Annotated in this window: 11 protein-coding genes; 8 read left to right on the top strand and 3 right to left on the bottom strand. The window is 74.2% G+C overall.

What is annotated here, in order from left to right:
* The first annotated feature begins 182 nt into the window (after window positions 1-182).
* The 5 genes from fusA to ABD340_RS47495 all read left to right on the top strand — a co-directional run bounded on the left by fusA (window position 183) and on the right by ABD340_RS47495 (window position 5,674).
* Window positions 183-2,306: an elongation factor G gene (gene fusA, locus ABD340_RS47475; RefSeq protein WP_344598759.1), complete on the top strand. Its 2,124-nt coding sequence runs from the start codon at window positions 183-185 to the stop codon at window positions 2,304-2,306.
* 160 nt (window positions 2,307-2,466) lie between these two features.
* Window positions 2,467-4,935, top strand: coding sequence for a SpoIIE family protein phosphatase (locus tag ABD340_RS47480; RefSeq protein WP_344598760.1), 2,469 nt, complete (start codon window positions 2,467-2,469; stop codon window positions 4,933-4,935).
* A gap of 40 nt (window positions 4,936-4,975) precedes the next feature.
* Window positions 4,976-5,113: a hypothetical protein gene (locus ABD340_RS47485; protein WP_344598762.1), complete on the top strand. Its 138-nt coding sequence runs from the start codon at window positions 4,976-4,978 to the stop codon at window positions 5,111-5,113.
* A gap of 52 nt (window positions 5,114-5,165) precedes the next feature.
* Window positions 5,166-5,471 carry a hydrogenase maturation protease gene (locus ABD340_RS47490; RefSeq protein WP_344598763.1) on the top strand — a complete coding sequence of 102 codons (306 nt, stop codon included), beginning with the start codon at window positions 5,166-5,168 and terminating at the stop codon, window positions 5,469-5,471.
* The gene (locus ABD340_RS47495) at window positions 5,459-5,674 is read left to right on the top strand and encodes a hypothetical protein (protein ID WP_344598764.1); all 216 of its coding nucleotides are present in this window, start codon (window positions 5,459-5,461) and stop codon (window positions 5,672-5,674) included. Before ABD340_RS47490 ends, ABD340_RS47495 begins: the two co-directional genes overlap by 13 nt.
* 57 nt (window positions 5,675-5,731) lie before the next feature.
* On the opposite strand, the gene ABD340_RS47500 is transcribed toward ABD340_RS47495, so the two are convergent.
* Both ABD340_RS47500 and ABD340_RS47505 read right to left on the bottom strand, forming a co-directional pair.
* Window positions 5,732-6,616 carry a helix-turn-helix domain-containing protein gene (locus tag ABD340_RS47500; RefSeq protein ID WP_344598765.1) on the bottom strand — a complete coding sequence of 295 codons (885 nt, stop codon included), beginning with the start codon at window positions 6,614-6,616 and terminating at the stop codon, window positions 5,732-5,734.
* 214 nt (window positions 6,617-6,830) lie between these two features.
* Window positions 6,831-7,082 (bottom strand): DUF397 domain-containing protein, encoded by a 252-nt coding sequence (locus ABD340_RS47505; RefSeq protein ID WP_344598767.1) that lies wholly within the window; start codon window positions 7,080-7,082, stop codon window positions 6,831-6,833.
* A gap of 364 nt (window positions 7,083-7,446) precedes the next feature.
* Here ABD340_RS47505 and ABD340_RS47510 point away from each other — a divergent pair, with 364 nt between their 5' ends.
* A complete protein-coding gene (locus tag ABD340_RS47510) occupies window positions 7,447-8,052 on the top strand; it encodes an ATP-binding protein (RefSeq protein WP_344598768.1) in 606 nt (201 codons plus the stop codon).
* Between the two features lie 61 nt (window positions 8,053-8,113).
* Window positions 8,114-8,509, top strand: coding sequence for a hypothetical protein (locus ABD340_RS47515; protein WP_344598769.1), 396 nt, complete (start codon window positions 8,114-8,116; stop codon window positions 8,507-8,509).
* Between the two features lie 13 nt (window positions 8,510-8,522).
* Here the strand turns inward: ABD340_RS47515 and ABD340_RS47520 are convergent, their stop codons facing one another.
* Window positions 8,523-11,393, bottom strand: a complete 2,871-nt coding sequence (locus ABD340_RS47520) for an AfsR/SARP family transcriptional regulator (RefSeq protein WP_344598770.1) — start codon at window positions 11,391-11,393, stop codon at window positions 8,523-8,525.
* A gap of 138 nt (window positions 11,394-11,531) precedes the next feature.
* On the opposite strand from ABD340_RS47520, the gene ABD340_RS47525 reads away from it, so the two are divergent.
* Window positions 11,532-11,841, top strand: a 310-nt coding sequence (locus ABD340_RS47525) for an NADH-quinone oxidoreductase subunit H (protein WP_344598771.1), incomplete at its 3' end; no start/stop codon positions are given.

Genomic DNA, 11,841 nt, shown 5'->3' on the forward strand with positions numbered 1-11,841 from the left:
TGTGGCGCCCTGGCCACCCGCGTCGGTCACGTCCGGCGAAAATCCTTCGCGCGAGTCCGCTCTGCCCCATTAATGTCCTGATCAATCGCGACCAGAACACCGATCGCGCGCCGCACGCAAGCGGCGCCGGTCGACCACTGCCGGCGGCAGCCATCGATCCAGCACGGAGAAAGGACAGCACGATGGTGACCACCACGCTCGACCTGGCCCGGGTCCGCAACATCGGGATCATGGCTCACATCGACGCCGGCAAGACCACGACCACCGAGCGGATCCTGTTCTACACCGGCGTCTCGTACCGCATCGGCGAGGTGCACGACGGCGCCGCCCAGATGGACTACCTCAAACAGGAACGCGACCGCGGCATCACCATCACCTCCGCGGCCACGACCTGCCATTGGCCGCTGGACGGCGCCGATCACACCGTCAACATCATCGACACCCCCGGGCACGTCGACTTCACCGTCGAGGTGGAGCGCTGCCTGCGGGTGCTCGACGGCGCCGTGACGGTGTTCGACGGCGTCGCCGGGGTCGAGCCGCAGTCGGAGACCGTGTGGCGCCAGGCCGACCGCTACGGCGTGCCGCGGATCTGCTTCGTCAACAAGCTCGACCGCGCGGGCGCCGACTTCCACCGCTGCGTCGACATGATCGGCGACCGGCTGGGCGCGGTCCCGCTGGTCGTCCAGTTGCCGATCGGGGCCGAGGCCGGGTTCACCGGAGTGGTCGACCTGGTCGCCATGCGGGCGCTGGTCTGGTCCGCCGAGGCGGAGCTCGGCGAGGCCTATGACGTGGTCGACATACCGGTCGACCTGGCCGCGGAAGCCCGACGATGGCGGAGCACGCTCATCGACACGCTGGCCGAGCGCGACGACGAGATCATGGAGCTGTATCTGGAGGGCGCCGAGCCCTCACCGGAACGGCTGCACGCCGCGATCCGCCGTCGCACGCTCGCCTCCGGCGCGTCCGGCGGCGCCACGATCACCCCGGTGCTGTGCGGCACGGCGTTCCGGAACAAGGGCGTCCAGCCGCTGCTGGACGCGGTCGTGCGCTACCTGCCGTCCCCGCTGGACGTCGAGGCCATCGAAGGGCTCGCCGCCGACGGGACGGGCACGGCGGTGCGCCGCCGGCCCTCCGAGGGCGAGCCGCTGTCCGCGCTGGCGTTCAAGATGATGAACGACCAGCATCTGGGCCGGCTCACCTTCGTCCGGATCTACTCCGGCCGGCTGGAGGCGGGCCGCTCGGTGCTGAACCCCGTCAAGGGCGGCAAGGAGCGGATCGGCAAGATCTACCGGATGCACGCCAACAAGCGGGAGGAGATCGCCTCGGCGGGCGCCGGCGACATCGTCGCGGTGATGGGCCTGAAGCGGACCACCACCGGCGAGACGCTGTGCGACGCCGCCGCGCCCGTCGTCCTGGAGTCGATGGACTTCCCGGCCCCGGTCATCGAGGTCGCCGTCGAACCCAGGTCCAGGGCGGACCAGGAGCGGCTCGGCACCGCGATCCAGCGGCTGGCCGAGGAGGACCCCTCGTTCCAGGTGCGCGCCGACGCCGAGACCGGCCAGACCGTCCTCGGCGGGATGGGCGAACTCCACCTGGAGGTGCTCGTCGACAGGATGAAGGAGGAGTTCGGCGTCGTGGCCAATGTCGGCCGTCCGCGGGTCGCCTACCGGGAGACCATCCGGCGGGCGGTCGAGAAGGTCGACTTCCTGTACCGCAAGCAGACCGGCGGCAGCGGGCACTACGCGAAGGTCCAGATCTCGGTCGAGCCGATCGAGGACGGCGGCCCCGCGTACGAGTTCGTCAACCGGGTCACCGGCGGCCGCGTCCCGAAGGACTTCATCCCCTCCGTGGACGCCGGCTGCCAGGAGGCCATGCAGGGCGGCGTGCTGGCCGGGTACGAGCTGACCGGCGTGCGCGTCACCCTGCTGGACGGCGACTTCCACGTCAAGGACTCCTCGGAGTTCGCGTTCCGGATCGCCGGGTCGATGGCGTTCAAGGAGGCCGTGCGGCAGGCGTCGCCCGTCCTGCTGGAACCGGTGATGGCGGTGGAGGTGACCACCCCGGAGGAGTACATGGGCGAGGTCATCGGCGACGTCAACACGCGCCGCGGCCAGGTGCGCGCGATGCGGGAGCGGTCCGGCGCACGGGTCGTGGACGCGCTGGTGCCGCTGGCGGAGATGTTCGGCTACGTCGGCGACCTGCGCAGCGCGACCTCGGGCCGCGCCGCGTACTCGATGCAGTTCGACTCCTACGGCGAGGTCCCGCGCGGCGTCGCCGAGAAGATCGTCGAAGGCGCCAGGCCGTGACCTGACGCCGCCGGGCCCCGGCCGCCCTCTGACGGGCGGCGGCCGGGGCCCGGCACGCATTTCCGCCAATCCGCTTCGTGATCATTTGATTACTGGTAGACACTAGGCGGACGAGAGGGGGCCTTGGCTGAGGCCTGTGGCGGGGACCGGCGGAGGCGGCATGGCGCAGGGGGGCGCGGGCGGTTCGGGGGCGCGGCCGTGGGCGGGGTCGCCCGCGCTGCTCGCACGGGCCGAGCGCTTCCTGGTCAGCCGACTGGGCTGCGGCCCGGAGGAGGCCCGGCAGTACCTGCGCGGCCTGACCCGCTCCGACCGGTCCGAGGACCCGGAGTCGTCCGCCGAGGACACGGAAGGGCCGCACGCGTCCGGCGGAACCGGTCACGCGGCGTCCGCCGGGGCGATGGCACGGCCGGGGCACACGCCCGGCGGCCGTCCCATCGTCTCCACTCGGCGGCCCGACGACGTGAGCGTGATGCTCGCGGAGATGACCGGCGGCCGGGCCGGGGCGGCGGAGGCGCCCGGCCCCACGCCGGCGCCCGGCCCCACGCCCGCGCCCGGCTCCGAATCCGTCCCCGAAACCGGCTCCGGGCCCGCGTCCGAGCCCGGCCCCCGCCCGGCGTCGGCGATGTCCGCGTGCGACCTCGACGACGTCGACTACCTGCGCTACTCCGAGGAGCTGAACGTCGCCCGCACCCCGGGCGAACTGGCCCGGCTCCTGCACCGCAGGCTCCGGCCGTTCGGCGCCGGCGCGATCCTGCTGGCCGTGCTCGACGGCGAGGGCGTGCTCAGGGTGAGCGGCGTCGCGGGCGAGGGCGGCGAGCCGTCCGACGACTGGTCGCACGCCCCGCTGCGGCACGCCGTCCCCCTGATCCGGATGTGCCCCGCCGACCAGCCGCTGTGGCTCGACGACGAGACCGGCGACCGGATGCTCGCCTGGACCTCCACGGTCGACGCCCCCGACCCGGGCACCGCCCCCGGAGCCGGACTGGCCTGCCTGGTCAGCGTCGTCTGGCCCGGCGTCGGGCCGCGCGCCGGCGAGCCCGGCCACGCCCGCGCCGAGGCGCTCACCGTGTGCGGCGGCCGGCGGCTGCGCGACCTGGCCGCGCTCAGCGCGCCCGCCGACGGCCTGAGCGGGCCGTGGCTGGACTCCCTGCTCGACGCGATCCCGATCCCGGCGGCGCTGCTGTTCCCCATCCGCGACCGGGACGGCCGGGTCGCGGAGTTCTACATCGACCGCTGCAACGCGCACGCCGTCGGCCTGATGGGCCGCACCCCCGAGCAGATCACCGGCGGCCGGCTGCTGGACGCCTTCCCCGGCCTGGCCCTGTCCGGCATGTTCGACGCCTACGTGCGGGTCCTGGAGACCGGCGTGCCGCTGGCCCGCGAGCCGTTCACCTACGAGGAGCCGTTCCGCGGCGTGCTGTACCCGGCGGTGCTCAGCCTGCGCGCCCAGCGGGTGGGCGGCGGCTTGCTGGTGAGCTGGCAGTTCCACGACGAGCAGGCGCGGAGCGCGGCGCGGATGAGCGACGCCGAGCGGCTGATGAACCTGGGCTGGGCGGAGTGGAACCTGGTCACCGGCGAGATCGCATGGTCCCGCCGGATCTACGACATCTTCGACCTCGACCCGCGGCACGGGCCGCCGGCCATGGAGCGGATGGCGGCGCACGTCTGCGAGGACGACCTGCCCGCCGTGGTGCGCGCGGTGGCGGCGATCTCCGAACGGCGGGCGGCGGCCACCTTCGAGTTCCGCACCCGCCGTGCGGCGGGCACGCCCCGGCACGTGAACGTCACGGCCGAGCCGGTCGTCGACGCCCTCGGCAACCTGATCGCGCTGCGCGGGATGGTGCAGGACGTCACGGCCCGCCGCCGGATCGAGGCCGCGCTGAAGACCTCCCGGGGCGAGCTGGAACGGCACCGCCGCCGGGTCGCCGAGGAACTGCAGCGCGAGCTGCTGCCCGCCTGGTGCCCCGACCTGCCGGGGCTGCGCGTCGCCGTCCGCTACCAGCCGGCCGAGGACAGCGCGCAGGTCGGCGGCGACTGGTACGAGGCGACGGCGCTGCCCGACGGCCGGGTGCTGATCGCCATCGGCGACGCCAGCGGGCACGGCCTGCAGGCGGCGGCGCGGATGGCGCAGCTGCGCAACGCGCTGCTGGGCATGGCCTACACCGGCGCGGACCCGGCCCGGATCCTGAAATGCCTCAACCTGGTCGCCCTGGACGGCCGCGACGAGGACGCGATCGCCACCTCGATCGTCGCCCACTTCGACCCGGCGGAGCTGACGCTGACCTGGGCGCGGGCCGGGCATCCGGCGCCGATCCTGGCGCGGCCCGAGGGCGCCCGGCAGCTCACCAACGCGCACGGCGCGGCGCTGGGCGTCACGCCCGACCCCGGCTACCGGTCGACGACCACCCGGCTGCGGCCCGGGGACAGCGTGGTCCTCTACACCGACGGGCTGGTCGAGCGGCACGCCGAGCGGGGCGACGACCGGTTCCGCCTGCTGCTGGACGTCGCGGGCCAGTGCGCGGGCGCCGATCCCGACCACCACCTCGGGTCGCTGCTGTCCGCGCTCGACACCGACCCCCAGGACGACACCTGCGTGATCGTCCTGCACGTGAAAGGGGAGGCGCCGTGACCGGTGCGGCCGGGAAGGACGCCGGGCCCGGAGGCGGCCGATGACCCTGGAACCGCCGCTCAGCGTGCTGCGCCGCTTCCGCGACCTGCCCCCGCGCCCCAGGACGGGCGGTCGCGAGGTGCCCGACCGCCATCTGCAGTCTTCGCCGTGCTCCGCGAGCACGGTGCCGATCCCATGACGGCGGAGGGAGAGCGGGATGGCCGAGGGGCGCCCGGGGAGGTGGGGTTGCTGTGAAGGTGCTGGTCGCGGGTGTGGGCAACGTCCTCCTCGGTGACGACGGATTCGGCGTCGAGGTGGCCGGTCGGCTGGGCGCCGCGCCGTTGCCGGACGGCGTGCGGGTCGCCGACTTCGGCGTCCGCGGCGTCCAACTGGCACACGAGCTGCTGGACGGCTACGACGGTCTGGTCCTGATCGACGCGGTACGGCTCGGGGATCCGCCCGGCACCCTGTCGATCATCGAGCCCGAGACCTGGGCGGAGCACGCGGCGCCGGTGCCGGACGCCCAGGACCTGGCCCGGAGGGGGTGCTCGCGCTGATCGCCCGGCTGGGCGCGGAGCCCGCGTGGATCCGCATCGTCGGGTGCGAGGGCGCCCGGTTCGCCGCGGGGACGGGATTGAGCGGGCCGGTCGCCGCCGCGGTCGACGGCGCGGTGCGGCTCGTCCAGGAACTGGTCAGCGCGGTCGGCGCCGTGCGCGACGACGCGGCGGCCGAGCGCGCGAGGACGGGGCGGCGCACGTGAGAGCGCTACTTCGACACCCGCACCGCGAGACTCGCGAGGTGGCCGTTCCGGGAAGGGTCAGGTGTCGGCGAGGATGCCCGCCAGGACGTCGCGGGTGGTGTCGCGCGGGGAGGCGAGCAGGCTCAGCTCGTTCATGATCTCGCTGTAGGACTCGACGTCGGGCCGCTTGTCGAGGTAGAGCGCGCTGCTGATCTGCTCGATGTAGACCAGGTCGGCGATCTCGGGCTGGGCGAAGCGCAGGATGGTGAAGGCGCCCCCGGCGGCGGGGTGGCCGCCGGCGCGGAACGGCACCACCTGGAGCGTGAGGTTGGGCAGGTCGGTGAGCTCGATGAGCCGCCGCAGCTGGCCGCGCATCACCGCGCGGCCGCCGAGGGGACGGCGCAGCGCCGCCTCGTCCACCACCGACCACAGCCGCGGCGCGTCCCGTTCCAGGAGCTGCTGCCGCCGCATCCGCAGCGCCACCCGCCGCTCGATCCGCTCCTGTTCCCCGGGGTCGTCGGGCGAGTGGCGCAGGCCGACGACGGCGCGCGCGTAATCCTCGGTCTGCAGCAGCCCGTGCACGAACTGCACCTCGTAGGTGCGCAGGACGGAGGCGGCCTCCTCCAGGCCGATGTAGAGCTCCAGCCAGCCCGGGATGACCTCGCCGTACTGCTGCCACCAGCCGGGCGCGCTCGCGCGGCGGGCCAGCGAGAGCAGGCTCTCGCGGTCCTGGTCGGCCGAGATGCCGAACAGCGTCAGCAGGTCGGCGACATCGCGCTGCTTGAAGCCGCTGCGGCCCAGCTCCAGACGGCTGATCTTGGATTCGGTGGCGCGGATCGCGCGGGCCGCGTCGCCGCGGCTGACCCCGCCCGCCTCGCGCAGCCGGCGCAGCTGGGCGCCCAGCAGGATGCGCAGTGCGATCGGGCCGCCGAGCTCGGTCTTCGACGCCGCCAATCCGTTCATGCCAGCTCCCCGCCTCACCGGTGATCGCCGCGAGATCATGCGGGCGTTCCCGCCCGGACGCTGCCCGCAGGACGGAAACCGGGCATCCGTCCTGGCGGTAGGTCCAGTAAAGCCGTCTTGGGCTCGGCTGTACACGTATCGGCGGCCGATAATCGGCGGTGGCCTCCGCGGTGTCCTCGGCGGTGGCCGTGCGGTCGGGCGCGGTGAGCCGTGCTCAGACCGGCGGCCGCTCCATCAGGTAGTCGAACTCGCCGTCCTTGACGCCGAGCAGGAAGGCCCGCACTTCGGCGGGGGTGTAGACGAGGGCCGGGCCGTCGGGGTACCGGGAGTTGCGGACCGCGATGTCGCCGCCGTCCAGCATCGCCACCTCCATGCAGCTCCCGTCGGGGTTGCTGTACCGGCTCTTGCGCCAGCCGTCCTCCGGTAGCGCGGAGGCGATCATGCCGTTGTGGATGTGTGAGGCCATCTCAACCCCTTCCGGCGACCGTGCCGCACGGCACGTCCCGAATTTCGGCCCGCGCATATGCCATGTTTCAGTCGACTACAAGTCGAATGTCGTAACGTGATCATAACCTCTCGCACGTGCCGATCGACGTGCATCCGATTGAATTCCCATCTGCTCTTGCGGATGCACGTGCATCCGAGCACCATTGTGTTGACAGCAGGCACCCGCGCTGTTTCGTGAGGAGTTGCCCATGCACGTGGAACCGCCGTACGGCGCATGCGGGCCGGACGGCGGCCGGACCCGTGTGAGCAGATCGCACCACCGCGGGACGCACGGTCGCCGCAGGCCCTCCCTGTGCGCCGGGACGACCCGCGGGGTGAGCTGAATGGTCGGCGTCTACGGCACACCGGCCGGGCCGGTCCTGCCGGACGGGCCGGCCCCGGTCCGTCCGCCCGGCCAGTCGTACCGTGCCGCGCAGCCGGCCTGCTGGCGCATCGGCGAACTGCGGCTTTCGGGCACGGCACCGGCGTGCTGGCCGGAGCCGTTTCCAGGGCAGGGCTGGATCTCCCGGCTCGACGTCGCCGCCGATCCGGGCTCGCTGCATCCCGCCCGCGAACTCACCCGCAGGTGCCTCGGCTACCGGGGGCTGCCCGGGATGGTCTGGGACGCCACCACGATCATCTCCGAACTGCTGACGAACGCGATCACACACGCGTCGCCGTCCGGCGCCGCCCTGCGCGTGATCCTCATCGGCCACCTCGAGCGGCTGGCGATCGTGGTGACCGATCCCAGCCACCGCGCCCCGGTGCGCCGCGCGGTCGCGGCCGCCGGCCTGGTCGACGCCGTCGACCCCGCGGACGTCTGCGACCGGCTGCTGGCCGAAGGCGGCCGCGGGCTGCACATCGTGGACGGCCTCAGCCGGGCCTGGGGCTGGGCCCCGCTGGCCACGGGCGGCAAGGCGGTCTGGGCGGTGCTCGAAGACGCGGGCTGAGGCAGTGGTATGACCCGCGTAACACGGCCTGGGGGCCTGGGCTCAAGGCAGATGAGGGCGGATGAACGAACCGTGGTACGGCCCCGACGGGCAGGCGATCGCCGCCGAGGATGCCGGCCGGCTGCTGGGCGACTGGCCGCGGCGCGTGGTCGCCGAGGACGTGATCCCGTCCGGGCCCATGATGATCCTGGTGGTGACCTCCTTCACCGTCATCCCGGTCTACCAGCCCTCGCCCGAGCAGCACCAGCAGGACCCTCGCTTCCAGCAGGGCCAGCCGCCGATCCTGTGGGAGACCATGGTCACCGCCGAGAACAGCGGCGCGCTGATCGGCCGCTACCGTTCCCGGGCCGAAGCCGAGGCCGGGCACGTGCAGATCGTCGCCCACGTGTACCGCCTGCTGGAGACCATGCATCCGGGGCAGGCGCTGACCGCCCTCAAGCAGGCGCGGATGTGGTGAGCGGCGGCATCCGTCACGGTGCCGGCGCCGTGAGCCGGATGCCGGCCAGCGTCGCCGCGGCCTCGGCTTGGCCGTACCGGTCGCCGAGGTCCCGGAAGTGCGCGACGGCGCGTTCGGCCAGTTCGGCCGCCTCCTCGCGGCGGCCCTGGACCAGGGTGATGCGGGCCGACTCCCGGAGCAGCCAGGCCGCGCTGCGGCGGTCCTGGACGCCGTCGAGCAGCCGCAGCGCCTCCCCGCACGCCCGCGCCGCCGCCACCGCGTCGCCGAGCTCCAGTTCGCAGTGCGTGACCCGGCTGAGCGCGGTCGCCTCGAAATGGGGCTCGCCCAGCGTCCGCGCCAGGCGGAGCGCGGCACGCGCCACGGCCAGCGCCTCCGCGAAACGCTCCGCGGCGGCAAGGGCGTCGACCTTGGCGGTGAGCGCCACCACCTCGGCGAGCGGATCGCCGGACCGGCGCGCCAGCGGCACGGCCCGCTCCGCCAGCGCGGAAAACTCCGTCAGGGCGGACGGCCCGGCGGGCCCGCCGTCGCCCCCGTTCGCGCGGACGCCGACGAAGGTGAGCAGGCCGAAGGCGTACGCCATCTCGCGGTGCATGGCGAACCGTTCGAAGGCCGCGGCGCAGGCGCGTGCGGCCTCGATCGTCTCGCCGGGCGGCCCGGTGTAGAGGGCGAGGACGGCCAGCCCGTATTCCTCGCGCCACCTGATCCGTTCGTGCCCCGCGTCGCGTGCGGCGTCCCGCACGGTCTCGCGCAGCCGCCGCAGCGCCGCCGCGTCGACCTGCCGGTGCAGCAGCGGCACCACGAGGTCGACCAGCCTGGCCGCCCGCTCGTACGACCCGGCCGCGCACGCCTGGACGACCACATCGCCGATCAGCGAGCGGTGCGCGGCCAGCCAGGTGATCGGTGCGCGGGCGACGGAGGAGGCCCCGGAGCCGCCATCGCCGAACCCGGGCGGGAGGTCACCGGCCGTGACCGGTGCGACGCCGGCGGGCTCCTCGGCGGGCAGGTCGTTGGAGGAACGCGCCGTGGCCTCCCGCGCGTGGCCCGCCAGGGCGGTCAGGGCGTCGACGAGCCTGCCCAGCGCGGCCCGGTTGCCCGGACGGCCCGGCGGTCCGGCGACCTCGGCGGCGAAATCGGCGGTGAGGTCGTGCAGCCGGTAGCGGGGCTCCCCGGCCGGACCGGTTCCGGCGGGCTCCAGCAGGCCGGAGCCGACCAGCGTCTCCAGCTCCCGGTCCTGGTCGCGCCCGGCCAGCGATGCCAGCAGCCAGGCGGTCACGTCGGCGCGCCCGACGAGGCCCAGCCCGCGGAAAGCGGCGGCGGCCCGGTCGTCCAGAGCGTCGTAGCCCGCCCGCAGCCCCGCCCGGACCTCCAGGCCGCCCAGCGACAGCTCGTCGAGACGGCGTTCCCGGATCCGCAGGCGGCGCGCGAACGCGGCCAGCCCGAGGGACGGCCGGGTGGCCAGCCGGGCGCCGGCGATCCGCAGGGCCAGCGGCAGCCGCCCGCAAGCGGCGGTGATCTCGTGCGCGGCCGCGGGCTCGGCGGCCACCCTCCCGGCGCCGACCATCCGGCGCAGGAAGGCGTCCGCATCGTCCGGGGTTAGCGGAGCGAGGCGCAGGACGCGATTGCCCGGCAGCTCGGCGAGCATGCGCCGGGAGGTCACCAGGACCGCGCACGTCCCGGTGCCCGGCAGCAGCGCCTCGACCTGCGCCGCGGCGGTCGCGTCGTCCAGGACGAGCAGGACCCGCCTGCCGGTGAGCCGCGCCCGCAGCGCAGCGCCGCGCGCTTGCGCCCCGTCCGGCACGGCCTCCGGCGGAACGCCCAGTGCGCGCAGGAGGTCCCCGGCGATCTCGGCGGGGTCGCGGACGCCGAGCCGCGCGTACAGCTGGGCATCGGGGAACCGCTCGCGCAGCCGGTGCGCCGCGCGGACGGCCAGGGCGGTCTTGCCCACCCCGGCGGACCCGGACACCGTCACGATCGGCACCGCGAACCCGCCGGGCCACAGCAGCAGCTCGACCTCGGCGAGCGCCTCGGCCCGGCCGGTGAAGTCGCCGGCGGGGGAGGGGAGCTGGCACAGCGCCCGCCACGGCACCGGGGTCTCGCGGGCGAGGACCGCCGCTCCCGGTGCGAGGACGGCGCTGTGCTCGTCCTCGGTACGGGTCAGGATCGCCTGGCGCAGCCCCTTCAGGCCGTCGCCGGGATCGAGGCCGAAATCCTCGGTCAGCGCGGCGGCGGCACGGTCGTAGGCCTCCAGCGCCTCGGCCTGCCGTCCCGCCCGGTACAGCGCCCGCATGAGCAGGCCGTGCAGCGCTTCCCGCAGCGGGTGCGCGGCGGCCAGCGTCCGCAACTCGGCGATGGCCGCCTCGTGGTGGCCGAGCGCCAGCTCCACCTCGTAGCGCCGCTCGACCGCCTTCAGGCACCGCTCGGTGAGCCGGGGGGTCTCCTCCGCGTGCAACGACGAGGACGCCACGTTCGACAGGATCGGCCCTCGCCACAGGGACGTGGCCGCGCGCAGCGATCGCAGGGCGCCGTCCAGGTCGCCGTCCTTGCGCGCGCGGTCCGCCCGGGCTTCGAGTGTGCCGAGTCGCCGCAGGTCGTCGGGGACGGTGTCAACGAGGTAGCCGCCGGGCCGGGTGCGGACGACTTCGACGTCCGCCAGGGCACGGCGCAGGCGCACCAGATGGACCTGCAGCGTTCCGCGTGCGTCGCGCGGCGGCGCGGCGTCCCAGAGCCGGTCGACCAGCGTGCTGACCGGCACGGGCCGGCCGGCGGACAGCAGCAGGCATGCCAGCAGGGTCCGCTGACGGCCCGAGGGCAGCGGGACCTCCCGCCCGCCGCGGACGACCTCCAGCGGCCCGAGCAGGCGGAATTCCAGGGCGTCGTCGTCCATCGGCGACCAAATTACCAAGGCGCCCGGAGGTGCTTTAGGCGCCGTGTAGGCGATACGAAACCGGACACTGATCTACTGCTCCGCTGACGTTTCCAACGAGCGCGGCGGTCCGCCGTGCATTCTCGAGTGGAGCACTTCATGGGGGCGAGCCTGCCTGTTCTCACCATCGCACCGGCCCAGGCCGACCCGACGCTGAAGGACTTCGGCCGCGACCCGTGGTGGCTGATCGGCGGCAAGGTCCTGGCCATCTTCGTCTTCCTCATGCTGACCGTCCTGCTGGCCATGTGGGTCGAGCGACGCGTCATCGGCCGGATGCAGCTGCGGGTCGGGCCCAACCGGGCGGGACCGCTCGGCCTGCTCCAGGGCTTGGCCGACGCCCTGAAACTGGCGTTGAAGGAGGACATCGTCCCGCGTCAGGTGGACCGGGTGGTGTTCGTGCTGGCGCCGG

Origin of the sequence: Actinomadura vinacea, assembly GCF_039532545.1 — a bacterium.
GTDB lineage: Bacteria > Actinomycetota > Actinomycetes > Streptosporangiales > Streptosporangiaceae > Spirillospora > Spirillospora vinacea.

What these genes read in the sequence shown, in the direction of transcription:
- fusA (WP_344598759.1), top strand. Translation starts at nt 183, where the DNA reads ATGGTGACCACCACGCTCGACCTGGCCCGGGTCCGCAACATCGGGATC.
- ABD340_RS47480 (WP_344598760.1), top strand. Translation starts at nt 2,467, where the DNA reads ATGGCGCAGGGGGGCGCGGGCGGTTCGGGGGCGCGGCCGTGGGCGGGG.
- ABD340_RS47485 (WP_344598762.1), top strand. Translation starts at nt 4,976, where the DNA reads ATGACCCTGGAACCGCCGCTCAGCGTGCTGCGCCGCTTCCGCGACCTG.
- ABD340_RS47500 (WP_344598765.1), bottom strand. Translation starts at nt 6,616, where the DNA reads ATGAACGGATTGGCGGCGTCGAAGACCGAGCTCGGCGGCCCGATCGCA.
- ABD340_RS47505 (WP_344598767.1), bottom strand. Translation starts at nt 7,082, where the DNA reads ATGGCCTCACACATCCACAACGGCATGATCGCCTCCGCGCTACCGGAG.
- ABD340_RS47510 (WP_344598768.1), top strand. Translation starts at nt 7,447, where the DNA reads ATGGTCGGCGTCTACGGCACACCGGCCGGGCCGGTCCTGCCGGACGGG.
- ABD340_RS47515 (WP_344598769.1), top strand. Translation starts at nt 8,114, where the DNA reads ATGAACGAACCGTGGTACGGCCCCGACGGGCAGGCGATCGCCGCCGAG.
- ABD340_RS47520 (WP_344598770.1), bottom strand. Translation starts at nt 11,393, where the DNA reads ATGGACGACGACGCCCTGGAATTCCGCCTGCTCGGGCCGCTGGAGGTC.